The 24,446-nt window shown below is 57.1% G+C and carries 21 protein-coding genes and 1 pseudogene; 16 read left to right on the top strand and 6 right to left on the bottom strand.

The window, feature by feature from the left end:
• The first annotated feature begins 183 nt into the window (after positions 1-183).
• From exaC to V0R59_RS02600, 13 genes are all read left to right on the top strand, one after another.
• Positions 184-1,704, top strand: coding sequence for an acetaldehyde dehydrogenase ExaC (gene exaC, locus V0R59_RS02660; RefSeq protein WP_330073186.1), 1,521 nt, complete (start codon positions 184-186; stop codon positions 1,702-1,704).
• A gap of 185 nt (positions 1,705-1,889) precedes the next feature.
• Positions 1,890-3,338, top strand: a complete 1,449-nt coding sequence (eat, locus tag V0R59_RS02655) for an ethanolamine permease (protein WP_330073187.1) — start codon at positions 1,890-1,892, stop codon at positions 3,336-3,338.
• Between the two features lie 49 nt (positions 3,339-3,387).
• Positions 3,388-4,782: an ethanolamine ammonia-lyase subunit EutB gene (locus V0R59_RS02650; RefSeq protein WP_330073188.1), complete on the top strand. Its 1,395-nt coding sequence runs from the start codon at positions 3,388-3,390 to the stop codon at positions 4,780-4,782.
• 12 nt (positions 4,783-4,794) lie between these two features.
• Entirely contained in the window at positions 4,795-5,613 is an 819-nt protein-coding gene (eutC, locus tag V0R59_RS02645; RefSeq protein WP_330073189.1) for an ethanolamine ammonia-lyase subunit EutC, read from the top strand.
• Between the two features lie 109 nt (positions 5,614-5,722).
• Positions 5,723-6,175 carry a GNAT family N-acetyltransferase gene (locus V0R59_RS02640; RefSeq protein ID WP_330073190.1) on the top strand — a complete coding sequence of 151 codons (453 nt, stop codon included), beginning with the start codon at positions 5,723-5,725 and terminating at the stop codon, positions 6,173-6,175.
• Positions 6,176-6,374: 199 nt separating this feature from the next.
• Positions 6,375-7,025 carry a DedA family protein gene (locus tag V0R59_RS02635; protein ID WP_330073191.1) on the top strand — a complete coding sequence of 217 codons (651 nt, stop codon included), beginning with the start codon at positions 6,375-6,377 and terminating at the stop codon, positions 7,023-7,025.
• Positions 7,026-7,034: 9 nt separating this feature from the next.
• Positions 7,035-7,850, top strand: coding sequence for a M90 family metallopeptidase (locus V0R59_RS02630; RefSeq protein WP_330073192.1), 816 nt, complete (start codon positions 7,035-7,037; stop codon positions 7,848-7,850).
• A 91-nt stretch (positions 7,851-7,941) separates the two neighbouring features.
• Positions 7,942-8,469, top strand: coding sequence for an inorganic diphosphatase (gene ppa, locus V0R59_RS02625; RefSeq protein WP_330073193.1), 528 nt, complete (start codon positions 7,942-7,944; stop codon positions 8,467-8,469).
• A 211-nt stretch (positions 8,470-8,680) separates the two neighbouring features.
• Positions 8,681-9,394, top strand: coding sequence for a LexA family transcriptional regulator (locus V0R59_RS02620; RefSeq protein WP_330073194.1), 714 nt, complete (start codon positions 8,681-8,683; stop codon positions 9,392-9,394).
• 1,073 nt (positions 9,395-10,467) lie between these two features.
• Positions 10,468-11,163: a hypothetical protein gene (locus V0R59_RS02615; protein ID WP_330073195.1), complete on the top strand. Its 696-nt coding sequence runs from the start codon at positions 10,468-10,470 to the stop codon at positions 11,161-11,163.
• A 23-nt stretch (positions 11,164-11,186) separates the two neighbouring features.
• Positions 11,187-12,284, top strand: coding sequence for a nucleoid-associated protein (locus tag V0R59_RS02610; RefSeq protein ID WP_330073196.1), 1,098 nt, complete (start codon positions 11,187-11,189; stop codon positions 12,282-12,284).
• Positions 12,284-13,252 (top strand): GTP pyrophosphokinase, encoded by a 969-nt coding sequence (locus V0R59_RS02605; protein ID WP_330073197.1) that lies wholly within the window; start codon positions 12,284-12,286, stop codon positions 13,250-13,252. Before V0R59_RS02610 ends, V0R59_RS02605 begins: the two co-directional genes overlap by 1 nt.
• 137 nt (positions 13,253-13,389) lie before the next feature.
• A complete protein-coding gene (locus V0R59_RS02600; RefSeq protein WP_330073198.1) occupies positions 13,390-14,724 on the top strand; it encodes a hypothetical protein in 1,335 nt (444 codons plus the stop codon).
• Positions 14,725-14,893: 169 nt separating this feature from the next.
• Here V0R59_RS02600 and V0R59_RS02595 read toward each other — a convergent pair whose 3' ends face one another.
• Positions 14,894-15,301 (bottom strand): helix-turn-helix domain-containing protein, encoded by a 408-nt coding sequence (locus V0R59_RS02595; RefSeq protein ID WP_330073199.1) that lies wholly within the window; start codon positions 15,299-15,301, stop codon positions 14,894-14,896.
• A gap of 726 nt (positions 15,302-16,027) precedes the next feature.
• On the opposite strand from V0R59_RS02595, the gene V0R59_RS02590 reads away from it, so the two are divergent.
• Positions 16,028-17,464, top strand: coding sequence for an IS1182 family transposase (locus V0R59_RS02590; RefSeq protein WP_330073313.1), 1,437 nt, complete (start codon positions 16,028-16,030; stop codon positions 17,462-17,464).
• Between the two features lie 232 nt (positions 17,465-17,696).
• Here the strand turns inward: V0R59_RS02590 and V0R59_RS02585 are convergent, their stop codons facing one another.
• Positions 17,697-17,954 carry a hypothetical protein gene (locus V0R59_RS02585; protein ID WP_330073200.1) on the bottom strand — a complete coding sequence of 86 codons (258 nt, stop codon included), beginning with the start codon at positions 17,952-17,954 and terminating at the stop codon, positions 17,697-17,699.
• Positions 17,955-18,359: 405 nt separating this feature from the next.
• Between V0R59_RS02585 and nhaA the strand changes: the two genes are divergently transcribed.
• Entirely contained in the window at positions 18,360-19,691 is a 1,332-nt protein-coding gene (nhaA, locus tag V0R59_RS02580) for a Na+/H+ antiporter NhaA (RefSeq protein WP_330073201.1), read from the top strand.
• A gap of 169 nt (positions 19,692-19,860) precedes the next feature.
• Here nhaA and V0R59_RS02575 read toward each other — a convergent pair.
• Positions 19,861-19,950: pseudogene (locus V0R59_RS02575) on the bottom strand (Na+/H+ antiporter NhaA); the annotation flags it as partial.
• Positions 19,951-20,655: 705 nt separating this feature from the next.
• On the opposite strand from V0R59_RS02575, the gene V0R59_RS02565 reads away from it, so the two are divergent.
• Positions 20,656-21,027: a histone-like nucleoid-structuring protein, MvaT/MvaU family gene (locus V0R59_RS02565; protein WP_330073203.1), complete on the top strand. Its 372-nt coding sequence runs from the start codon at positions 20,656-20,658 to the stop codon at positions 21,025-21,027.
• Positions 21,028-21,803: 776 nt separating this feature from the next.
• Here the strand turns inward: V0R59_RS02565 and V0R59_RS02560 are convergent.
• The 3 genes from V0R59_RS02560 to V0R59_RS02550 are packed head-to-tail and all read right to left on the bottom strand — an operon-like array spanning position 21,804 to position 24,373.
• On the bottom strand, positions 21,804-23,270 hold the full coding sequence (locus V0R59_RS02560; RefSeq protein ID WP_330073204.1) for a YfjI family protein: 1,467 nt from the start codon (positions 23,268-23,270) through the stop codon (positions 21,804-21,806).
• Positions 23,267-24,166, bottom strand: a complete 900-nt coding sequence (locus tag V0R59_RS02555; RefSeq protein WP_330073205.1) for a toprim domain-containing protein — start codon at positions 24,164-24,166, stop codon at positions 23,267-23,269. Before V0R59_RS02555 ends, V0R59_RS02560 begins: the two co-directional genes overlap by 4 nt.
• Positions 24,167-24,373, bottom strand: a complete 207-nt coding sequence (locus V0R59_RS02550; RefSeq protein ID WP_330073206.1) for an AlpA family phage regulatory protein — start codon at positions 24,371-24,373, stop codon at positions 24,167-24,169.
• Positions 24,374-24,446: the final 73 nt, after the last annotated feature.

Genomic DNA, 24,446 nt, shown 5'->3' with positions numbered 1-24,446 from the left:
CGCCTGTACCGCAAGCGGTACAAAGTGTCACCCCACCTGTACCGAAGCTGTCACAAGCTGCGCCGAAAAAGTCCCTGGAACTGCCCCAGATCATTGATCCAGCGCCCTCGCCGGGCACTGGCCCGACCTTTGCTCTACGCTTGGAATCCTCCCCAACAAAACTCATAAGCCAGGAGAGACACCATGCGTTACGCACATCCGGGTACCGAAGGCGCAAAGGTTTCGTTCAAGAGTCGCTACGGTAACTACATCAATGGCGAGTTCGTCCCGCCGGTGAAAGGCGAGTACTTCACCAACACCTCGCCGGTCAACGGCCAGCCCATCGCCGAATTCCCCCGTTCCACTGCCGAAGACATCGACAAGGCCCTCGACGCCGCCCACGCTGCCGCAGACGCCTGGGGCCGCACCTCGGTGCAGGACCGTTCCAACGTACTGCTGAAGATCGCCGACCGCATCGAGCAGAACCTGGAAGTACTGGCCATCACCGAGACCTGGGACAACGGCAAGGCCATCCGCGAAACCCTCAACGCCGACATCCCGCTGGCGGTGGATCACTTCCGCTACTTCGCCGGCTGCATCCGCGCCCAGGAAGGCGGCGCCGCCGAGATCAACGAAGGCACCGTGGCCTACCACATCCACGAGCCGCTGGGCGTGGTCGGGCAGATCATCCCGTGGAACTTCCCGATCCTCATGGCCGCCTGGAAACTCGCCCCGGCCCTGGCCGCCGGCAACTGCGTGGTCCTCAAGCCCGCCGAGCAGACCCCGCTGGGCATCACCGTGCTGGTGGAACTGATCGGCGACCTGCTGCCGCCGGGCGTGCTGAACATCGTCCAGGGCTACGGCCGCGAAGCCGGTGAAGCGCTGGCCACCAGCAAGCGCATCGCCAAGATCGCCTTCACCGGCTCGACGCCGGTGGGCTCGCACATCATGAAGGCGGCTGCCGAGAACATCATTCCGTCCACCGTGGAGCTGGGCGGCAAGTCGCCGAACATCTACTTCGAAGACATCATGAAGGCCGAGCCGTCCTTCATCGAGAAAGCCGCCGAAGGCCTGGTGCTGGCCTTCTTCAACCAGGGCGAGGTGTGCACCTGCCCGTCCCGCGCCCTGGTGCAGGAATCCATCTACGACGAGTTCATGAACGTGGTGATGGAGAAGGTGAAGAAGATCAAGCGCGGCGACCCGCTGGACACCGACACCATGGTCGGCGCCCAGGCTTCGCAGCAGCAGTTCGACAAGATCCTGTCCTACCTGGAGATCGCCGAGAAGGAAGGCGCCCAGTTGCTCACTGGCGGCCAGGTCGAGAAGCTCGAAGGCAGCCTGTCCACCGGCTATTACATCCAGCCGACCCTGCTCAAGGGCAACAACCGCATGCGCGTGTTCCAGGAAGAAATCTTCGGCCCGGTGGTCAGCGTCACCACCTTCAAGGACGAAGCCGAAGCCCTGGCCATCGCCAACGACACCGAGTTCGGCCTCGGTGCCGGCGTGTGGACCCGCGACATCAACCGCGCCTATCGCATGGGCCGCGGGATCAAGGCCGGCCGCGTTTGGACCAACTGCTACCACCTGTACCCGGCGCATGCCGCGTTCGGCGGCTACAAGAAGTCCGGCGTTGGCCGTGAAACCCACAAGATGATGCTCGACCACTACCAACAGACCAAGAACCTGCTGGTGAGCTACGACATCAATCCTTTGGGCTTCTTCTAAAGCACACCCGGCCCCTTGTAGGAGCGGGTTCACCCGCGATGACGTTGGTAAATTCACCAAAGCAATCGCGGGTAAACCCGCTCCTACAGGGTTCGGCACCAGCCCTGAAAAAACCGGAGCTAACCGCTCTGGCCCGCTTCCTGCAGCGCATTCACCACTCGAAAAAAGACAACAGGTGACTTCCCATGCCTAGCGATCATTCCGCCGGTTCCCCGGCAGGCTCTTCCGTAGATTTCGAAAAAGTCGGTTCCGACTACTTCCAGCAACGCGAACTGAAAAAGGGCGCCGCCGGCTGGGTCCTGCTGGTGGGCCTGGGGGTCGCCTACGTGATTTCCGGCGACTACGCCGGCTGGAACTTCGGCCTGGCCCAGGGCGGCTGGGGCGGCATGTTCCTCGCCACCCTGCTGATGGCCACCATGTACCTGTGCATGTGTTTCTCCCTGGCCGAGCTGTCCTCGATGATCCCCACCGCCGGCGGCGGCTACGGCTTCGCCCGCAGCGCGTTCGGGCCTTGGGGCGGCTTCCTCACGGGCACCGCGATCCTCATCGAATACGCCATCGCCCCGGCGGCCATCGCCGTGTTCATCGGCGCCTATTGCCAGTCACTGTTCGGCATCGGCGGCTGGATGATCTACCTGGCCTTCTACATCATCTTCATCGGTATCCATATCTTCGGCGTCGGTGAAGCGCTCAAGCTGATGTTCATCATCACCGCGGTGGCGGCCATCGCCCTGGCGGTGTTCCTTTTGGCGATGGTGCCCCATTTCGATGCGAAGAACCTGTTCGACATCGCTCCCACCGAAGCCGTCGGCGCCAGCAGTTTCCTGCCCTTCGGCTATGTCGGCGTGTGGGCGGCGATTCCCTACGCGATCTGGTTCTTCCTCGCCGTCGAAGGCGTGCCCCTGGCCGCCGAGGAAACCAAGAACCCCAAGCGTGACCTGCCCCGCGGCCTGATCGGCGCCATGCTGGTGCTGCTCGCCTTCGCCCTGCTGATCCTGGTGGTCGGCCCTGGCGGTGCGGGCGCCGAAGCGCTGAAAAGCTCGGGCAACCCCCTGGTGGAAGCCCTGGCCAAGGCCTACGGCGGCTCGACCTGGATGGGCAGCTTCGTCAACCTGGTCGGCCTGGCCGGACTGATCGCCAGCTTCTTCTCGATCATCTACGCCTATTCCCGGCAGATCTTCGCCTTGTCCCGTGCCGGCTACCTGCCGCGCGCGCTGTCGCAGACCAACAAGAGCAAGGCACCGGTACTGGCCCTGATCATCCCCGGGATCATCGGTTTCGCCCTGTCGCTGACCGGCCAGGGCGACCTGCTGATCCTCGTCGCGGTGTTCGGCGCTACGCTGTCCTATGTACTGATGATGGCCGCGCACATCACCCTGCGCATCCGCCGCCCGAAAATGGAGCGTCCGTACCGCACCCCCGGCGGCATCCTCACCTCCGGCGTGGCCTTGGTGCTGGCCTGCCTGGCGGTGGTCGCCGGCTTCCTGGTAGACCCGCGGGTGGTCATCGGCGCCGCCATCATCTACGGCGTGCTGATCGCCTACTTCGCCCTGTACAGCCGCCATCACCTGGTGGCCGGCACGCCGGAGGAAGAGTTCGCCGCGATCCAGAAGGCCGAGGAGGCCCTGCACTGACCGTCACACCGCGCCGCCGGACGACCCGGCGGCGCCCTGGAGATTGCGTATGGCAAGTTTCGTACACACGGCGGGTCACCAGACCTACCGTTTCGACAGCCTCAAAGAGGTCATGGCCAAGGCCAGCCCGGCCCGCTCCGGCGACTTCCTCGCCGGGGTCGCGGCCAGCAACGACGGCGAACGGGTCGCCGCGCAGATGGCCCTGGCCGACATCCCCCTCAGTCATTTCCTCAACGAAGCGCTGATTCCCTACGAAGACGACGAAGTCACCCGGCTGATCATCGACACCCACGACAAGCAGGCCTTCGCCCCGGTCAGCCACCTGACCGTCGGCGGCCTGCGCGACTGGCTGCTCGGCGACCAGGCCGACGAAGCCAGCCTGCGCGCCCTGGCCCCGGGGCTGACCCCGGAAATGGCCGCAGCCGTGTCGAAGATCATGCGCGTGCAGGACCTGGTCCTGGTGGCGCAGAAGATCCGCGTGGTCACCCGTTTTCGCGGCACCATGGGCCTGCGCGGGCGCCTGTCGACCCGCCTGCAGCCCAACCACCCCACCGACGAGCCGGCGGGGATCGCCGCGAGCATCCTCGACGGCCTGCTCTACGGCAACGGCGACGCCATGATCGGCATCAACCCGGCCACCGACAGCATCGCCTCGATCTGCGCCCTGCTGGAGATGCTCGACGCCATCATCCAGCGCTACGACATTCCCACCCAGGCCTGCGTGCTGACCCACGTGACCACCTCGATCGAAGCGATCAACCGCGGCGTGCCGCTGGACCTGGTGTTCCAGTCCATCGCCGGCACCGAGGCGGCCAATGCCAGCTTCGGCATCAACCTCAACGTCCTCCAGGAAGGCTACGAGGCCGGGCTGAGCCTCAAGCGCGGCACCCTCGGGCAAAACCTGATGTACTTCGAGACCGGCCAGGGCAGCGCGCTGTCGGCCAACGCCAACTTCGGCGTCGACCAGCAGACCTGCGAAACCCGCGCCTACGCCGTGGCCCGGCACTTCAAGCCTTTCCTGGTCAACACCGTGGTCGGCTTCATCGGCCCCGAGTACCTGTACAACGGCAAGCAGATCATCCGCGCCGGGCTGGAAGACCACTTCTGCGGCAAGCTGCTCGGCGTGCCCATGGGCTGCGACATCTGCTACACCAACCACGCCGAGGCCGACCAGGACGACATGGACACCCTGCTGACCCTGCTCGGCGTGGCCGGGATCAACTTCATCATGGGCATCCCCGGCTCCGACGACATCATGCTCAATTACCAGACCACCTCCTTCCACGACGCCCTCTACGCCCGCCAGACCCTGGGCCTGAAGCCGGCGCCGGAGTTCGAGGCCTGGCTGGCGCGCACCGGCATCTTCACCCAGGCCGATGGCCGCGTGCGTTTCGGCGACAACCTGCCGTCGGCCTTCCGCCAGGCCCTGGCCCAACTGGGATAAGCGAGCGATCTCATGGACAAGCAACCGACGCCCACCGACAACCCCTGGCTGGAACTGCGCCGCCTGACCCCGGCGCGGATCGCCCTGGGTCGCGCCGGCACCAGCCTGCCGACCCAGCCGCAACTGGACTTCCAGTTCGCCCACGCCCAGGCCCGCGACGCGGTGCACCTGCCCTTCGACCACGCCGGCCTGCGCGAGCAGTTGCAGGAACGCGGGCGCGACAGCCTGCTGCTGCACAGCGCCGCCCAGGACCGCCATCACTACCTGCAGCGTCCGGACCTGGGCCGGCGCCTGCATGAAGACTCCGCCGAGGTCCTGCGCGAGCACGCCCGGCAGAATCCGGGCGGGGTCGACCTGGCGATCGTGGTCGCCGACGGTCTCTCGGCCCTGGCGGTGCACCGGCATACCCTGCCGTTGCTCACCCGCCTGGAAGAACAGATTGCCGGCGATGGCTGGTCCACCGCGCCGGTGATGCTGGTGGAACAGGGCCGGGTCGCGGTAGCTGACGAGATCGGCGAATTGCTGGGTGCACGAATGACCGTGATCCTGATCGGCGAACGCCCCGGTCTCAGCTCGCCGGACAGCCTTGGCCTGTATTTCACCTACAGCCCGAAAGTCGGCCTGACCGACGCCTATCGCAACTGCATTTCCAACGTCCGCCTCGAAGGCCTGAGCTACGGCATGGCCGCGCACCGTCTGGTCTACCTGATGCGCGAAGCCTGTCGCAGACAGCTTTCCGGAGTCAATCTGAAGGATGAAGCGCAGGTACAAACCCTGGAATCGGAAACGAACACGCAACAAAACGGAAACTTCCTACTTGGAAAGTCCTGAGTGACGGCTACTTTTGCGTCGATTGCGCTTTTTTTCCGCTTTAGGCAGCATCTGGGGCGACGGCTGCCCGAGATTCGCCGCCATTCCCTACGAAACACGAGGCCTGCTTATGCGAATCATCCAAGCAACCCTTGAGCACCTGGACCTGCTCGCCCCGCTGTTCGTCAAGTACCGCGAGTTCTATGGCGAGCTGCCGTACCCGGATACGTCCCGCGCTTTCCTGCAAAAGCGCCTGGAACGTGGTGAATCGATCATCTACCTGGCCCTGCCGGACGATGACGACAGCAAGCTGCTGGGGTTCTGCCAACTGTACCCGAGCTTTTCCTCGCTTTCGCTGAAGCGCGTGTGGATCCTCAACGACATCTACGTCGCCGAAGACTCCCGGCGCATGCTGGTGGCCGACCACCTGATGCGCGAAGCCAAGCGCATGGCCAAGGACACCAATGCCGTGCGCATGCGGGTGTCGACCAGCAGCGACAATGAAGTGGCGATGCGCACGTACGAGTCGATCGGGTTCCGCGAGGACACAGAGTTCAAGAACTACGTGCTGCCGATCAACTAAACCCGCTCCCACAAAGTCCGCGCTCTCCCTGCCTTGCCGCACATTCAGCTACAAACTGCGTAAGCAGAATCCCTTCACAGACGTATAATGCGTCCTCTCACCCTGTGTGAATTCTTACCTCACTTGTAGGTAGCGCCCTCATCTCGCACTGCCAGCCATCGCAAGCCCGTGAATCCGGGTCCTGAACAAGGTGCTGTACATGGATTTCAACCCGCTGGACCTCATTCTGCATCTCGACACCTACCTCGACTTGCTGGTCAACAACTACGGTCCCTGGATCTACGCGATCCTGTTCATGGTGATCTTCTGCGAAACCGGCCTGGTGGTGATGCCCTTCCTGCCCGGCGACTCCCTGCTGTTCATCGCCGGCGCCGTGGCCGCAGGCGGCGGCATGGACCCGGTGCTGCTCGGCGGCCTGCTGATGCTTGCGGCGATCATGGGTGACAGCACCAACTACGTGATCGGACGAACGGCAGGAGAACGGCTGTTCAGCAACCCCAACTCGAAGATCTTCCGCCGCGACTACCTGCAGCAGACCCACGATTTCTACGAGCGCCACGGCGGCAAGACCGTGACCCTGGCGCGCTTCCTGCCAATCCTGCGCACCTTTGCGCCGTTCGTCGCCGGCATCGCCAAGATGTCCTATCCACGCTTCTTCGGCTTCAGCGTGGCGGGCACCATCCTCTGGGTGGGCGGCCTGGTGACCCTCGGCTACTTCTTCGGCAACGTACCGTTCATCAAGCAGAACCTGTCGCTGATGATCGTCGCCATCATCTTCCTGTCGCTGGTGCCGGTGATCATCGGTGTCGTCCGCGGCCGCCTGGGCCGTGGCGAGGCCAAGGCACACTGACCGACGGACATGTGGAGCTTCAGCGCCTGGCGCCGGCGCCGTACCCTCGCCCGGCATCCCGTCGACCCTGAACTATGGCGGCAGGTGCGCGAGCGCCTGCCGATCCTCGACGGCCTCAGCGAAGCGGACGACCAGTGGCTGCGCGAAGCCTGCGTGCTGTTCCTCGCCGACAAGCACCTGACCTGCCTGCCCGGCGTCGAGCTGGATGACGGCGAACGCCTGTTCCTCGCCGCCCAGGCCCAACTGCCACTGCTGCACCTGGGGCCGCTGAACTGGTACCAGGGCTTTCATGAGCTGATCCTCTACCCCGACGACTTCCTCAGCCCGCAGCGCCATCGCGACAGCAGCGGCATCGAGCACGAGTGGGACGCCGAGCACAGCGGCGAGGCCTGGCAGCAGGGCCCGGTGATCATGGCCTGGCCAGGGGTGCAGGGTAGCGGCGGCTGGGAAGGCTACAACCTGGTGATCCACGAACTGGCGCACAAGCTGGACATGCTCAACGGCGACGCCAACGGCCTGCCCCCACTGCACGCCGACATGCGCGTCGGCGACTGGGCCGAGGCCATGCAGCAGGCCTACGACGACCTCAATCGCCAGCTGGACCGCCACCCCGACGCCGAGACCGCCATCGACCCCTACGCGGCGGAAAACCCGGCGGAATTCTTCGCTGTCACCAGCGAATACTTCTTCACCGCCCCCGACCTGCTGATGCAGGCGTACCCCGCGGTCTACGGGCAGTTGCGCAGTTTCTACCGCCAGGATCCGCTGGCCCGCCTGGAGGAACTCCAGGCCAGCCACCCGCTCTACAAAGAAGCCGCGGAGTGAATCGGTCAAGCATCGGGGCAAGCGTGGCAAGCCTTTGCGAATGTGCCTATAATCGCGGCCAATTTTTGGTCAAACACGGGGGCAACGCCCAATGAGCTACAGCAAGATCCCGGCGGGCAAAGACCTGCCGAACGACATCTACGTCGCCATCGAGATCCCGGCCAACCACGCGCCGATCAAGTACGAGATCGACAAGGACAGCGACTGCCTGTTCGTCGACCGCTTCATGGCCACCCCGATGTTCTACCCGGCCAACTACGGCTTCATCCCGAACACCCTGGCCGACGACGGTGATCCGCTGGACGTGCTGGTCGTGACCCCGTATCCGGTGGCGCCAGGCTCCGTGATCCGCGCCCGTCCGGTCGGCGTGCTGAACATGACCGACGACGGCGGCGGCGACGCCAAGGTCATCGCCGTACCGCACGACAAGCTGTCGCAGCTGTACGTCGACGTGAAGGAATACACCGACCTGCCAGCCCTGCTGCTGGAGCAGATCAAGCACTTCTTCGAGAACTACAAGGATCTCGAGAAAGGCAAGTGGGTGAAGATCGATGGCTGGGGCAACGCTGACGCGGCCCGCGCCGAGATCACCAAGGCGGCCGCTGCCTACAAGGGCTAAGCCTCACCTGCTACGAAGAAACCCCGCATTCGCGGGGTTTTTTTATGGGGCGACCACGCAGATCCACCCAAACACGTGGAAACCAGAAAAAATTGGGAATCTTCCTACAATAATGTCGGCAACTGCTGTAATCACCCCCTAACAACATCCGGAAACACCTCAACTCAATGTTTATAGGAAGCCTTGCCCCGGGCTTCTAGAATCGATTGCCATGAATACCTCCGGTGATCGACTCAAAGCCCTGCTGAGCGAGTGCAACCTGAGCGCCTCGGACTTCGCGGCGCAACGCAAGGTGACTCCCCAGCATGTGAACAACTGGTTCCATCGCGGCGTGCCCCAGGCCCGGCTCGATGAAATCGCCGAGCTGTTGTGCGTGCGTAGCAAATGGCTGCGTACCGGCGAAGGCCCCAAGCACAGCACGCCGCTGCCGCGCCTCAAGCGAGGCGACCACAACGCCTCGATGCGCGAGCCGCCTGACCACAGTGCCCTCAGCAGCCACGGCGATGGCGACGTGCAACTGGCTTTCCACACCTGGCGCGGACGTCAGCTGGTCGCCCTCGACAACCGCTACCTGCGCCTGCCACGCCTGGCGCTCGACCGTCTCGGCGTCGACCCCGGCCAGGCAGTCGCCCTGAGCATGCCCGACTACAACATGACCCCGCTGATCCCCTATGGCGCGCCGCTGGCTATCGACCGCAGCCTGACCCGGGTGGTCGACGGCGAGCTCTACGCCGTGCTGCACAACGGCCACTTGCGCATCAACAGCCTGAGCAAGCGCAGCAACGGCGTGCTGCGCCTGTACAGCCATGACAGCGAGGGGTTTCCCTGCGAGAACTACAGCACCAGCCAGTCCCGCGGGCAGCAGCTTGAAGTGCTCGGATGGGTGTTCTGGTGGGCGCAATTCCGTGGCGAACGGCCGGACTGAAGCGGCGCCGTGCATTTTTTGCTGGGCATTGCGAGTCATTCCCAGTATGCTACGCGCCACCTCAGCCCCGGACTGCCGCTTGCACGTCCCGGGCCGGGCGAGGCCTCACACAGCCCTCGCTCATACGGCACACCCGTGTGCCGTCCAACGATTTGAAGGCGGTTGCGGCTCGCCAAAAGCCAGCCAAGACTGTCCCCGAGAAGCCGGCCACAAGCCGGCTTTTTAATGCCTGCAAGGTCCGTAATACAGGACCCTCCTCAAAAATATAAATTTATTCCCCCACTTATCCCCCCACTTTCTCGTCACGTGACCCTCTCACTATCTGTAGGGGAAAGGTGAACGCGAGCATCCGTGTACTGCTGCAAAACGAATCAGGCGGACAACCAGCCTGACCCAGATACCGTGCGAGCTGCTTTAGAGCACCACCAAGTCTTACGGTGCGATGGAGAGATCCTGACCATTGCTGAAGTTAGCCATTTTGCTGCTTTGGGCTGTGATTCAACCCCTCTTGCTGCCCTCATCCACGACTGGCAAAAGAGGCAAAAAGGGGCAGAAAAAGCAATGTTTCCCACAAGCCGAACTGACTGATTCGTGCCCTCAGCTAGCGAGATGGACCACCCGACGGCTGCACATTCAGCCATCAGGCTCCACCATGGCTACAACTCGAAAGCCTGAAAGCGATGTATTGCTACAGCCGCTACAACTGCTACAACTGCTACAACTTCAAGTGGCGCACCTCAGACTTGCGAAGGGTTTTAGAAATGCTGATGGGCAACGCGTAGCAACATGTCGCAGCAACGTTGCAACCTTTCAGACTCACCGCTGCGGGGGTTGTCGCGGGTTTAGCAGTTGTCGCAGCAGAGCTTAAGCGCTACAGGGAGCGCCAGATCGGAGCGGCAGACGGCTTCTGATTTTTCGAGATAGCGTTCTACCGAAAGCTGGCGGTGCGCCAAAGTTTTTGAGCTGGATGGCTAATTGACATTAAGCTCTCGCAACGCAAGCATGATAGGTGCATGAGCATCGGATGCTACGTGAAGGGGACCAGGCCATTCCATGGCTTTGAGGAATACGCAATGCAGGAAGCAACGCACAAAGCCCTTGAGCTTGCCTACCAGGCGATCCTTAGTGATGAAGCCATTGCGCGCCTTGAGCAGGTTAAGACCGACCGGGAGGGCGTATTTCTATCTTCCGCGTCTGCAAACCCGGTCAATCTTATGATCGTTGGCAGAGAGACGACAAGCTGGTTCGGCGGATCTAGAAAGACTCACATCACGCCAGGGGAAGAATATCTAACTGCCTCCGCGAAAGGGCACTGGCAATCAGCAGGTCAGCTCGCCGGTAGCTCTAAATTTCGGCAACTCTACAGAAAGGCAGAGAAAGATATGGAGCCGATTGGTTGCTCCGTTTCTTGGCATAGCCCTTTTGCCATCAGCTACACGAAGAACTATCCCGTGCGCTACGGAGAGTTTGAAAACATCGCTAAACTTTCGAGAAAGTTACTTTCTGCACAAATTGAAATACTAAAACCGAAAGCGACTTTGCTTGCACTCGAACCAAATCATGACATATATACCGAAAATTTTTTTCAAGGGCGATTAACGAAAATCAAGGCTTATGAAAGGCGAAAACTGTGGGGATTCGGAATAGATGGAGCACCCTGTTTCCGCACTATCCACCCGCGCCATGCCCAAGGTGAGTTGTCACCAATCAATTCACTCGAACTGCCACTTGAAAATACAACCTCGACCAAGAATAAAGATAAAACTTAACCACAACTAAAATGGAGCAATGTATGAATGCAATCCAGCCAGTGAATTTAGATTCATTTAGCTTCGAAGGAATTATCATCGAACGGGTGATCATTCACAAAATATTCGCTCGCAGCGGGAGTGAGATGGTTGAGCCTAAAAGAAGTAAAAAATTCGTAATATTTCCTCAAGAAGCACTTGATACATTGCAGCTACGTATTTATAAGGCTCTCGGCAACAGATCTCATGGTATTGAAATGAGTATTGCTCAGTCAGAGCCCGGCAGCTTTTTCCAAAAATCCGCAAGCATGCTTTCTTGCTCCGATGATGACTTTATCAGCCTTAGCCGTGACCTCGCAGTGGAGCTTGCCAAAGCACAGATGACCACAAACGCGCCAGGAGGCATGCTTGCAATTATCAAAGGCCGAGTAGGCCCACAGAGCACACTATTCTTAGCCGCAATCAAAGCCGATATACAAGACGGTTTCAAAGCGGACGAGGATGATGAAAACGTCACAGCGGAGTATATTTCCTCACTATTATTAACCGAGGCCCAAAAGCTCTACAAGATTGGATTTCTAACGCCCGTCAGCAGCAAGCCAGCCGTCAGAGGTGTTTTTGACCCGGCTGATTACCGCGCTTTTTTATTTGATCATTTGATGACAGCAACTGAAACCCGAAGTGCTGCCGCCTATTTTTACAACGTTTTCTTGGGCATGAGCATTCAGTCTTCATCCAAAAAGCTAACACAAGACTTCTTCGAGCATAGTAAAACCTTCATAGATACTGCACTAATAAGCTCCGACGAAAAACTTGAGCTGCATGAAGCGCTTCGTGCCGAGCTTCGCAGTCAGACGGCCACGCTAAGCGCGGCTGACTTCAGTTCGAAACATATACCCAAAGCGTTGCAGGACAACTACATAGCATTTCTAGATACAAAAGGCTTCCCCAAGAACGCGATCGCCAAGGATACCGCTTACATCTCTACAAAGCTAAAACGCAGACGCAAATATGTCTTTGACAATGGCGTTTGGATTAGCACTCCACCGGAGGCAGGAGAAGACTCAATTAAAATTGAGTCTGATGAATTAATAGGCACAACAACTGTAACTATTTACAGCCAAATAGCGATGCAAAAATAATGGACCAGGTTAGCTTTTTGGAAATGTTAGGCAGGAAAGATCCTGAGCTACGCAGGTGGGGCTTATATATTTCCGAGACGCTATCTGATGCGCTGAAACAAAAGGGCTATCCTGACTGTTTCATCAAGATACCCGTTGTGCCGAGAGTGAAGACTCTAGACTCTGCTCGCGGAAAACTTGTCCGAAAAGGTTATACAGACCCACTGCGACAAATGACCGATTTGGTTGGAGTTCGCTTCGTTGTATTGCTTACTGAAGAGATCGAGATCCTTAGCAAACTCGTCGAGTCCTGCACCGCCTGGCAGGCCAGCGTAGCAAGGGACCATCTAGAGGAACGCTCGACAAACACGAAAGTTTTTGACTATCAGTCCAAGCACTATGAAATCAGACCAACCGCAGAGACGATGGCGCTTCTAGCCTTGGATCATAGTTTTTGCTGCGAGCTTCAGATCAGAACGCTGCTTCAGCATGCCTATGCTGAAATGGTGCATGACAATCTCTATAAGCCAACCGGTTCAGTTCCACCTATGGCTGAGCGCCATGTGGCACGGAGTATGGCGCTCATCGAGACCACCGACGAGATTTTTAGCACCACAATGGAACTGTTGGCGAAGGCTAACGAACCTCGTGAGAGTTTCAAGCGCCAGCTTAAAATAGAATATGAGCGCAGTCTTGATATTGCACCACATAGTTCGAACACAAAGATAGAAAACTTGATACTCGACTCTTTCCAAGAGCTCGTAAACGATGAAAGCCTCCAGGCCATTACTGAGCTATTGCGCTTAAAGCCATATATAAAAAACAAGATCAAAGTTCGCCTAGACCAACCACTTCTATTTAGAGAGCGAATTATATTTTTTATATATCAACTTGTCTCAACGATTCCTTATGAGGAACTATGTGAACGCTGGCCACTGGCCGGCGATTGGCGGTCACTAGAACTGGTAAAAGCCGACTTGAATGCATAACGAAAACCTATAAGCCCGACATAAAGCCAGCAACAGCGCTGAACATAGAAATTCCTTATAAATCACACGTGTACTTATACAGCCGAATATTGGAAATACTAATACACCCAAATAAATCAACCGTGTATGAGAGTCATATGTTAACCATCAGTGAAAATGCATTCCGCGACTATTTGTTTGAACACCACAAAGAAGACTTATCCAGTATCGTGACTGGCAGGCGTGAACCGGTGGAATGGACGGACGACTCTTTCCCCACCATTCGATTTCTGCTACAGCAGCGCACAGAACGCAGGATTAATAAGATTCTTGACAATCTTGACGCGCTCGTTCTGACCTCAAAGGAGTTGCGGCTTGATCGAAATGGAGTCAATCCAACACGAATCGATTTGCTCGGATATTCAGAGTTGACTGGTTTGAGCGTCATTGAATTGAAAAAATCGGGTCAGACAGAGCGTCAAGCCTTCACCGAGTTATTAGCATATTCCAACTACTTCTGCTCACTTTTCCCTGGCCTGAAAGAGTCAGCTGTGACATCAGTTCTTGTAGCCCCAATGGAAAGCCGAACCATAAAAGATGCGTTTGTTCAGGAACTTGTCTTCAACGAGAAAAGCATTATCTCGCTAATCCCTCGCGAAGATGCAGGAACATTCACGTTAGAGGTCTACTACCCCAGCGAGGAATATTACCGGACTTTCGAGCGGAATATCTTGAACGATAGGTCCATGATCTGCGTCGCCCTTTCGTTCCCGATGATTAAAGGTTGGATTGATCCTGATGAAGGGATGGACGGAAGCTCTCCACCAGATTATAGCCTCGATGCTCTTAATGTCATCAGTAACTCAATCGCCCAAAGTCTGGAGGCCGAAGGTTTTCATGCTCTCGTTTACGCAAGCCAGAAATGGGGAGAAATTTCAGCTCTTTTTCCCTATCCAAATACGATCGTAGTTGCAGCGATGAATCCCTTTTGCTCCTACCGCACCTCGGTCCACGAAGGTGTCGTCCATGGCTATTCAGATAAGGGCCGGCTCGAACAGGTTCAGGCGATTTACGATCAGCTCACTGACGATGGAAAAAACTATTGGATTGATACCATAGAAAGCAATTTTCACGACAAGCTGATCCGCGTTTCTCGCAAGCAGTTCGAGTTTTGTTTTTTGAATAAGACAGGCACGGTTCGGCCAGAAATTTCGCTGCCTGACTGGTATGGCTTGAAGACTAGCTTTGTTGATGCCGTCGCCACGCATAACCTCAACCTGCATCGGACTGGTCTGCTTCGAGAGATATACCTCGAATACATCAAGCACATCTATGACAAAAAGTTTGATCAGATTTTCTACAGTGATGATCTTCCAAAGTTTGCGTACAAAACGCTGACTCCGTTCTTGGCAAGCTGGGAAATTTTCAGAGGACTGGGCTACGAAGAAGGCGAGGATATGGATGTCGATCATGTTGACGAAGACAACGAATAACAGGGGCGGAGCAACTTGAAGATTTGCGGGGTAAACCGTGAGGTTGCGAATGACCGTAACTTCAAAGGTGAGCTCTTGGTTCGTCAGCTGACACTGCAAGACTTTTTAAAAACTATCACCACAGGGCTCTTCATTGTGGCCCTGTGGCGTTGACATGAGGATAGGGTCTTCAGGTCTCCCCCTGTGACTGCCCTAGGAGCTTCAGGAACTCTATAGCGAGTTTGCGATTTTTTGGATTGAGCGCCTGAAAGTTCCGGCGCACCAAGATCACTTCATTGCTCTGATCAGGTGCAGCCTGTTCGCGACCGTCTGACTCAGATTCCGCGACAGCGTACAGATCAGACATTTTCGCGCCTAGCGCCTGACTGAGCTTGTGCAGAAGCTCCAAAGACGGCAACTGCTGCGACCTTTCGATCTTCGACAGATTACCTGCGTAAGTCCCCGCATCTAGAGCAACCGCCTCCAGAGTGAGCCCCTTTTCCAGTCGAACCTTGCGTATAGCAGCGCCGATATTCATCGCACGATTCTGTGGATGGCTTTCCATGAGGGCAAAGTTAAGGAGGAAAAATTTTCGCAAGTATTTTTTCCATGTGAGAACATTTGCTTAGAGATGGATTGCTCCCTGAGCAATTCCACCACCCCAAATGGTCTCTAAGGACGGAAAGCGAGTGGACTCCCAGCAGGTAAATGGTCAGCAGGCAGGATCTGGACCGCATGCAGAGCTTGGTTTTGGGATCAGACGGTCGCGCTTGGGCTGGCTCAGCGTTCGGTTCGACGGCGGCCCGTCCTACCCAGAGATGGTCGCGACGCTCAAAGATATGGTTGATCGATATGGGCACTGCGTTAAACGCGGGGAGAGTCTCTCTGGATCCGAATGGCTTAGCCGTATCGAAAAAGGCGGCATGCGAATCAGCGAATGTCAAAGACAGGCAATCCAAACCCTTATGGAGAGCGGTTGAGGTACCGGAAGTGACTAGCGAGGCAGAAAGGGCAGAACACCGAACGACTCCCCAGGCGATGAACAGGTATACGGGGCCATCAATACGCTCGACTTGTGATATGTGCAGCCATCCAACGATGGGTTCAAGAGTCAGGCCTGACCGGCTTAGATAATCCAGTATGATCACTATCCGAGAAAGGGAAATTGCCATGCACTTGGACGAATGCGTTCGACGTGACCAGTCGCACGCATGGCTGAAGGGAGAAAGCAGTCATCCACACCCGGCAGCTTACGACCCAGGCTGTGTGAAAACGCACGTGATTGTCTAACCTTCTGATCGTCGAGATCGTGGCGGGGACGATCATGAAGCGATTCATTAAAGGTGAATCTCGGACGCAAGTCACGTTGCTGCCGGAGTGCCTGGACGATTACATCACCGAAGAAAATCCAGTTCGGGTGGTCGACGTTTTCGTCGATGAACTCGACCTCGGAGCACTCGGCTTCGAGGGTGTCGATCCGGCTGCAACGGGTCGTCCGGCCTACCATCCAGCAGTCCTGCTGAAAATCTACATCTATGGCTACCTCAACCGGATTCAGTCCAGCCGCCGGCTTGAGCGCGAGGCAGAGCGCAATGTCGAGTTGATGTGGCTAACGGGCCGGTTGGCTCCCGACTTCAAAACGATTGCCGACTTTCGCCGGGACAACGGCAAAGCCATTCGCAGCGTGTGCCGGCAATTCGTAGTGCTGTGCCGCAACCTCAATCTTTTCTCCCAGTCGATCATTGCCATCGACGGCAGCAAATTCAAAGCCGTAAATAACCGCGACCGCAACTTTACCCAGGGCAAGATCAAGGCGCGCATGCAGCAGATCGAGCAGAGCATTGACCGCTATCTTGCGGCGATGGATTCGGCGGATCGGGCAGCGCCCGAGGTCGCCGAGGCCAAGGCTGAACGGCTGAGCGAAAAAATAGAAAAGCTGAAACAGCAGATGACGAGGCTCAAGGACATTGAAGCGCAGCTTCATGCCAGCCCAGATCAGCAAATCTCTCTTACCGATCCTGATGCACGCTCAATGGCCACGAGTGGCCGAGGTACTGGCACGGTTGGCTACAACGTACAAACAGCAGTCGATGACAAACACCATCTGATCATTGCTCATGAAGTCACCAATGTTGGTAATGACCGAACACAGTTGAGCAATATGGCGAACCAGGCACGCGAAGAGATCGGCGCTGAGTCGCTGACAGTGGTCGCCGACCGAGGCTATTACAAAGGTCCGGAGATCCTTGCTTGCGAGCAGGTCGGGATCACCACTTTTGTCCCGAAACCACTGACATCAAGCAGCAAAGCGGAAGGCCGATTCGGCAAGCAGGACTTCATCTACATCGCTGCATCGGATGAATACCGATGCCCTGCGGATCAACTACTGACTCGCAGGCATTCTTCGGTGGAAGACGGCATGTTGCTGCACTCCTACTGGTTCTCTGGCTGCCAAAGTTGCTCCTTGCAGAAGCAGTGTACGACGGGTAAGGAACGCCGGTTGAAGCGCTGGGAGCATGAAACGGTAGTCGAAGCGGTGCAGATCCGATTGGAGCATGACCCCGGAAAGATGAAGGTTCGCCGGCAGACGGTGGAGCATCCCTTCGGAACGCTCAAATACTGGATGGGAAGCACCCACTTCCTGACCAAAACCCTGCCGAGGGTAAGCACCGAGATGAGCCTTCACGTACTTGCTTACAATCTCAAACGAATGATGAGCATCTTTGGCATCGCTGGGCTGATTGAAGCGATCAGGACATGAGTCCAAGCGTTTATGCGTCCGTATACGGCTATCTGGGCCGCTGCCGCGGCCCAGATAGCACAGGCAGCGCCTGGCGCCCGACTGAGTTAGACCTGCACTTACATCTGCTGAATTTACAGGCTGACCCAGCTTCTTTCGCTACTCGACGTACTTATTTGCGTTTTCACACGGCCTGGACCCATAGCAGCCTCTCGAGGGCATCTAGAAAACGGGGGTTAACCGCGTGTTCGGTCTACTCCCCAAAATGGCGCTCATCCACGATCGCCATGACACGCGCTTCGAATACCTCTAGCAACGTGTTGAGGGTGACACCTTCTTTCACGGGCTGAATCAGAATGAATCCAAAATCTTTGCTTTGAATGACGACACGCTGTTCGGCTCTCCAGGGACTGCCCACGGATGGCCAGTTGAGCTTGAAGGTCGCGTCGTAGCCGCGATATCGCATTTCACGGGTGTAGAAACACTTTGAGCTCGGCATAAGACTGCTCATGCGCGATCATCGCGATCGCAGCAAACTGAAGCATTAGATGGGGCTTCCGCCTTTGACTCGCCTAGGATCAAAGGATTCTTGCCGCGTATGAAGGGCTAGATGCAGAGGCGTGAGGCTGGGCTGCCCGCACTCTTATGGATGGCTCGACGGTGTCGAGTACACATAGGGGAGATTTCTTCCCCGGCAAATTTCGACGCTCTCTGTTGCTGGGATAGCCGCGTGGATGCAACGGTTCAACAAATAATTTTCGTGTGATCAACGAGAGCAGACGTGTGTTGAATGGCTCCGCCGCCCCATTGCCACATTCATACAGTACACTATTGTGTGGGTGCTGACTGCTTGTTGCAGTGAGGCAGGTTAAAAAGACTACGCTGGTCGGGCCGCCATGCGGGAGTTCTTGCGCCTATGCAAAAAACAACCTTGCCCCGTGCCCAACAGCTTGCGGAGCGTGCCTTCGCCAATCTCGAGCGCTTTCTGCACATTGAAGCCATCAGTGGCGTAGTCCTTTTGATCGCCGCTATCGCAGCTCTTATCTGGGCCAATTCCTCGGCCGCCGCGACCTATGAAGCTTTGTGGCACACGCCCATTACGATTGGCGTCGGTTCGCTGCTATTCACTCAGTCGCTGCACTTCTGGATAAACGATGGGCTGATGACGATCTTCTTCCTCGTGGTCGGTATGGAAATCCGCCGTGAAATCCATGAAGGCGCCCTTGCCAGCTTTCGCCAGGCCACCCTCCCAATGGCAGCGGCAATCGGTGGAGTGGCGGTACCTGCAATGGTTTACCTCGGTTTCGGCCATGCACCGGCTGAGCAACAAGGCTGGGCGGTGCCGACGGCCACCGATATCGCATTCGCCGTAGGGGTACTGGCGCTGCTTGGTAAATCCATTCCGTCGAACGTACGTGTGTTCCTGCTCGCCTTGGCAATCATTGACGATATTATCGCCGTCCTCATCATCGCCATTTTCTATTCAGGAGGCCTGGACTACAGCGGTTTCGGCATCGCTGCGATTGGTTTGATGATGGTATTGGGTCTACAGCGGATAGGGGTAGGTTCGGCCTATGTTTATGTAATCCCTGGTGCGATTACATGGGTCGGCATATTGATGACTGGCGCACATCCGACTCTGGCCGGAGTGGTATTGGGACTGATGACGCCGGTCACTGCCATGCCTATGCGAGAACGACCACTCGATGCGGTCACACGCTTCACCCAGGAGTTGCTCGGGCGCGCGAGGTCTCCCGAGCAGGATGCCAGTGAGCTGATCAGCCCTCTAAAGAACTTGCGAGTGGCCCAGCGAGAGCTGGTACCGCCAGTAGTTCGTGTGCAGAGTGGCCTGCATCCTTGGGTGGCCTATGGAATCATGCCAGTGTTTGCTCTGGCCAATGCCGGAGTCAGCCTGGCGGGTGTAGACCTAAGTACACAGGCGCCACAGTGGGTAATGACCGCTGTCGTAATCGCATTGGTGCTTGGTAAGCCGCTGGGAATCGTCAGTGTCAGTTGGCTGATGGTGCGCATCGGTCTTTGCACACTGCCGACTGGAGTCAACTGGAACAGCATTACATTGATAGGTCTGCTCGCGGGCATCGGCTTCACCATGTCCATCTTCATTGCCAACTTGGCATTCTCCGATCCGGCCTCCTTAGGCGCAGCCAAGCTCGGCGTGTTGTCTGCCTCGATAATCGCTGCTGCGTTGGGCCTAGCTTGGGGCGCTTGGCGGGTTCGCAGGGGCTGACAACAAATCGAGGCGAGCACGCCAAGGCTTACGTGCCCCTCATCTAGTCTCGCAATGATTTGGTGCGCGTATAGCGCGGGTGAGTGCTCTCAATCGGGGTCAGTGTCGAGTCGAGGCGCTCGCGCTAAGCGCACATGCCTGATACTCAAAGTGCGCTTGGAAATAGCTTGCCAACAACAAGGAAAAAGATGGCCATGAGACCGTCATTGAGCCAGAAGTAAAGCGATAGCGACTCAACGCCGATAGATGTCGGGGCGTGTCACAGGGCTGATGGAACATCTTGAGCCCGATTTGGGCGTGGCCATACGCAGTGGCTGCCCTAACAAAACCGATGACACGCCTTACCTATGACATTCAGTACAGCTGAACGCTGCTTTCAATTGCTGCCCCGAGCGAAGGGCAGCTACGGGTCGTTAGCGGCCCTTCAAAACGGGGATCTAACGGAGTGATCTCCTATGCGTTCTATACTCCTGTGATCAAAACGGGAGGGCGACATGGACGACTTACGGAAAAAGATGGAGGCGGGTGAGCCACTGATGCAGCAGGCCATCGAGGCATTACGAAGGTACCACGAAGCCAAAGCTGCGGGGCGCCCAATCCATGAGACCGAGCACCTAAGAGTACTGGCCGACTCGTTGCTCCAGGCCGTTTCGGAGTACCAACTTCAAGCGCTTGGAGGCCCAATGAGGCCTTTTCATTAAGGTTAATGTCTACAGCTTGTTTCGTCCCCTGTCGAGCCAACGCGAACATCGGTGACCGGCTGCTTCCGAGCCTGCCCTTATTAACAAACCGCGATCGTCACCAAGGTAATAGCTCCAAGTCTCATACGACAGGTCAACGCGAGCCAGGCCATTCAGCTCTTGGCGCCTTCATCACACGATTGGGTAGCAATGATTTACCATTTTCGTAGACCATTTACGATCCTGTACTAACGCAAATCACCCTCACTATTAGGAAAATCACGATGTCACGTCTGGCTGAGTTTCGGAAACTTGAACAGCAGCTTGCAGCGCAACTAGCAGAGCTTGAGGTCCTTAAAGGCAGCTCAGAGCTGAAGAAAGAAATTGAGTTCGAAGAGAAACTGCGTGCATTACTCGTAGATTACGGCTTCAGCCTCCGCGACGTGGTCAACTTGCTTGATCCTGCTGCGGCTAATCGCACAGCTTCACCGACAGTAATGCCTTCAAACACCGCTCGCAAACCTCGCGCCCTCAAAATCTACAAGAACCCACACAACGGTGAGATCATTGAGACCAAGGGTGGTAACCATAGCCGCTTGAAGGCTTGGAAATCCGAATATGGGGCAGAGATAGTCGAGTCCTGGCTGTCTAACTGACTGACCACTTCAGACGATCTGTAGAACGAAAAATGCCCAGATATGTGATCTTGGGCATTTTCACCACAATCGATTTTAGCTGGAAAAGCATGCAGCTACTACGGGCAGCGTTAAGAGATGCCCCTGACCTCTTCAAACCCTCTACCCACTGTCCGTGAGACATCCGCTACGGCTCGGGAAACATTAGCTATTGTGAGTTTTGCGCATGTTGAAATGGAACGACGGGGTATCCCCGCTCAATCGTTAACCAGACCAACCTGCTGGTCTTGAATGCGGCTACCGCAGTGTCGCGCTGCGGCCGCCGGTATTGGCGCTTGCTACTTGCACCGGTTAACGGCTTGTTTCATATCATTTACCGCGCCTTTGGCTTCCTTGGTAGTGTAGGTACCAACGCCGACAGTCTAGTATCGGTTGACTATCTGCTGGTGACTAAGCCGCTTCGATTTTAACCCCTTGTAAATGTCCACTTTTGGCTGACACTGCTCTTCGTGAAGGGATGCTCCGCGTCGTTATCTGCCAATAGTGGATGCTGCTTTCGCCCCTCAGCCATGCCTGCAACTGGTCAGTTCGGATGCAATTGACTGGTTACGTCGAGTGCGAACGTGTGTCACAGGGGACAATTACTTACGAGACTTCAAAGTCAGGTTCTGCGACATTTGCGATAACTGCTACAGACCGAAATTCCTGGCGTGCAACGGCGCGACAGTCTTGCGACAAGTTGCGACAAATTCCTGAGGACGGAGGGTTTGTCGCAGACCGGTCTCAACGGCTCACCCTCAACTTTGCTGGCCTGTAGCAGTTGTCGCGGTCGGATTGACTCTGAAACGCTTGCTGCCCTCCATCAACAGTTGGTGATGCTTCACCAAGACCGCTAACAGTGCGTCACGTTGCTTTGCGCTTTTGCGTGCTACGGGCGGTCCCTTCTGCTGTAGCGTTCGGGCGTCGAAAGCGTGCCAGTCGTTTTCGATCAACCATTCCAGTAACCGTTGCGCCTTGAGCAACTGAGGATCGGCGCTCACTGGATTGGTCAGTCGAAACGCTTCACCTAAATACCAGTTCACCAGCGTAACCGCCCGCTCGATGATCTGCTGGCTCAAGGTTTCAGACTTCTCCACGATGGCGAGCACACCAGCGATTCTTAAGATGTTCTCTCCGCCTTTGGCTGCGGTCGGCTTGATCTCTTGAAGGCTGCCGTCGCGTCCAAGGCTCATCTCGATGGCGTCGTGCGCCTTGATCCATACCGCTTTGCCGTCGGAGTCCATCACCAGCGCATTCGGCTCCAAATCACCCCGTTCATTCTTAGGTGGTGCCAAGGTAAGAAGTTGCTTCATGCGCATCCAATAACCCGTTAGCCGCAGGTCACAGCTGGGGTTTGTGGGCTTGTAGAAGCGAGTACCGGCCAAAGATTGCGGCCAGGCAATCAGGAAGCGAGCAAGGAAGCCTTGCCCTTGCATTAGCGGATTGCTCAGCACTTCACTAGCGACAATGGGCTGAATCATCAGGTGGGCACTTAATCGGCAGCCGCTACGTGACGCGCTCTCACCCTCGGCGGCTCGGGTGCGGATGATAGGTGCCCCATCCCAAAGTTTCGAAAGGCCGGCGACACTCTTGAGCATGTTCTCAGGCCTACTCGCATGCCCACCAAAGAATTGCCCACCTTCATCGCTGAACAGTCCTTGCGACGGATGCCCGCGCAGCAGCGACTTTTGCAGTCCTTCTAACGTTGGCTCTTCGACCAAAATGAAAGGAACAGGCGGAGCTGTGGGCTCTTTCAGCTTCCCTAGCTCATCGGCAACGGCTTCAGAGTCTGCTTTCGCGCCCTCCAAGATCGCACTGCGGGCACATTGGTAGGCGTCACGACGGTTCCGATATTGCTTTTGCTCGGTGTCGTAAACATCCAGCAGTGTACTTTGCCTTTCATGGTGGGCACGCAAAGCCAGACGGTCAGCGGCGGACTTGCGGTCGCCTGACTCCGCCACGGTTAGCCCGAAGAGTGATAGCGGGATCAGTTGACCGTCTCGCAGCGCATTGCCGTGTGGCTGTGCCGCCATCGCGGCGGCAGCCAGGACCGACTGCGCAGCAAGTGCACCAGGCACCTGACATGCCTCAACAATCGCAGCGGCGGCGCCTCCCAGCAGTTCACCCAATGCTTCCAAAGGGTAAGGTGCTGAGGCTTCCATATCAGGCAGCAGCGGCAGCGGCTCTGGATAGTCAGGATCGGGAATTAAGGTACCTGCGGTCATTGGTTCGCCTCCCGCCATTGATGCAGGTCGTTGAAATCAGACAGGCTCAGGGGCTCAGCTCCGCACCAAGGGGGGAACACCACACCGCAACCCAGTTCAGCGGCAGCGCGGTTAGCGGCAGTGCGCCCAGGGTTGTTTTCGGTCTGACGATCGTCGTCGCCAGCCACGATCAGAGGGGTTTCCGGGTAGGCGCGGCGCAGACGTTGAGCAGCAGGTAGCAGATTGCCGGCATTCATAGCACAAGCCACGGCAGCCCCGTTTTGCTCATGGATAGTCGCGCCGGTTGCCCACCCTTCGCAGACGTACAAAGGAGCGCCAGGCTCCAGCCGGCCAATCGGACTATAAGCGCCAAAGACCTGCCCGCCGTACATGAAGCGCTTGCTGCCATCCGGGCGGATGCGTTGCAGGTTCACCAGTGCACGCCCGACACATAACGGTATCAGCAACGCATCGCCAGTCTGACGCAGATAGTGCGATTTACAGCCCTTAGCGACCAAGTACTCGTGATACGGATCTGCCCGCACGGCATAGCGCCACAACCGACAGGATCGAACAGCGGTGACCTGCTGGCGCTGACGCTGCTCGACTTGACGTTGGTGGCGAGCCTGCTCAATCCGTCGGATGATAATGTCAGCCTCGACCGGATTGGCAGGCTTGCGGATGCTCCAATTGCTGGAACATCCGGTCCTCCAACTGCCGAACGCGCCAGACGCGATGCCATCCGGGAATAGGACGTACCAACCGTTGAGAGTTCCGGGGTTGTCATCTGGCACCCGGAAACGGTGAATCGATCCGTCACATTCAGGCAACCAGTCCAGCGACCCAAACCTGGCTTGCATAGCATCACGAAAAGCCAATTCGAGCTTCTCCTGGCAAAGCGGTTGGCTTTTTTCCATTTAGGCCAGCTCGCCAAGCTGCTCGGCAATCCACGCCTCGATTTCGAGCGAGTCCCAACCGACTGCATGGGCACCCGCGATACGGCGGGACTTCGGGAAACGGCCTTCTTTCATTAGATCGTAAATAGTGGTGCGCCCCAGCCCGGTTCGGACTTTCACTGTGGGAAGGCGATAAATACAGCGGGTGGATTGAATAGTTGCGGTCATCGTCGTTACCTCTAGGCTTACCCCGTTGCGGGGCGGACGATGTGCAAGGTATGCGTCAGGCGGGATCGAAAAT

The sequence above is a fragment of the Pseudomonas ulcerans genome (genome assembly GCF_036324125.1).
Lineage (GTDB): Bacteria > Pseudomonadota > Gammaproteobacteria > Pseudomonadales > Pseudomonadaceae > Aquipseudomonas > Aquipseudomonas ulcerans.
This window is presented reverse-complemented; position numbering and strand designations above follow the sequence as displayed.

Coding starts and splice junctions, on each gene's coding strand:
- V0R59_RS02640 (WP_330073190.1), top strand. CDS start 5,723: ATGCGAATCATCCAAGCAACCCTTGAGCACCTGGACCTGCTCGCCCCG.
- V0R59_RS02620 (WP_330073194.1), top strand. CDS start 8,681: ATGAATACCTCCGGTGATCGACTCAAAGCCCTGCTGAGCGAGTGCAAC.
- V0R59_RS02635 (WP_330073191.1), top strand. CDS start 6,375: ATGGATTTCAACCCGCTGGACCTCATTCTGCATCTCGACACCTACCTC.
- V0R59_RS02550 (WP_330073206.1), bottom strand. CDS start 24,373: ATGACCGCAACTATTCAATCCACCCGCTGTATTTATCGCCTTCCCACA.
- V0R59_RS02615 (WP_330073195.1), top strand. CDS start 10,468: ATGCAGGAAGCAACGCACAAAGCCCTTGAGCTTGCCTACCAGGCGATC.
- eat (WP_330073187.1), top strand. CDS start 1,890: ATGCCTAGCGATCATTCCGCCGGTTCCCCGGCAGGCTCTTCCGTAGAT.
- V0R59_RS02560 (WP_330073204.1), bottom strand. CDS start 23,270: ATGACCGCAGGTACCTTAATTCCCGATCCTGACTATCCAGAGCCGCTG.
- V0R59_RS02605 (WP_330073197.1), top strand. CDS start 12,284: ATGGACCAGGTTAGCTTTTTGGAAATGTTAGGCAGGAAAGATCCTGAG.
- nhaA (WP_330073201.1), top strand. CDS start 18,360: ATGCAAAAAACAACCTTGCCCCGTGCCCAACAGCTTGCGGAGCGTGCC.
- V0R59_RS02555 (WP_330073205.1), bottom strand. CDS start 24,166: ATGGAAAAAAGCCAACCGCTTTGCCAGGAGAAGCTCGAATTGGCTTTT.
- V0R59_RS02600 (WP_330073198.1), top strand. CDS start 13,390: ATGTTAACCATCAGTGAAAATGCATTCCGCGACTATTTGTTTGAACAC.
- exaC (WP_330073186.1), top strand. CDS start 184: ATGCGTTACGCACATCCGGGTACCGAAGGCGCAAAGGTTTCGTTCAAG.
- V0R59_RS02565 (WP_330073203.1), top strand. CDS start 20,656: ATGTCACGTCTGGCTGAGTTTCGGAAACTTGAACAGCAGCTTGCAGCG.
- V0R59_RS02585 (WP_330073200.1), bottom strand. CDS start 17,954: ATGAGCAGTCTTATGCCGAGCTCAAAGTGTTTCTACACCCGTGAAATG.
- eutC (WP_330073189.1), top strand. CDS start 4,795: ATGGACAAGCAACCGACGCCCACCGACAACCCCTGGCTGGAACTGCGC.
- V0R59_RS02590 (WP_330073313.1), top strand. CDS start 16,028: ATGAAGCGATTCATTAAAGGTGAATCTCGGACGCAAGTCACGTTGCTG.
- ppa (WP_330073193.1), top strand. CDS start 7,942: ATGAGCTACAGCAAGATCCCGGCGGGCAAAGACCTGCCGAACGACATC.
- V0R59_RS02650 (WP_330073188.1), top strand. CDS start 3,388: ATGGCAAGTTTCGTACACACGGCGGGTCACCAGACCTACCGTTTCGAC.
- V0R59_RS02610 (WP_330073196.1), top strand. CDS start 11,187: ATGAATGCAATCCAGCCAGTGAATTTAGATTCATTTAGCTTCGAAGGA.
- V0R59_RS02630 (WP_330073192.1), top strand. CDS start 7,035: ATGTGGAGCTTCAGCGCCTGGCGCCGGCGCCGTACCCTCGCCCGGCAT.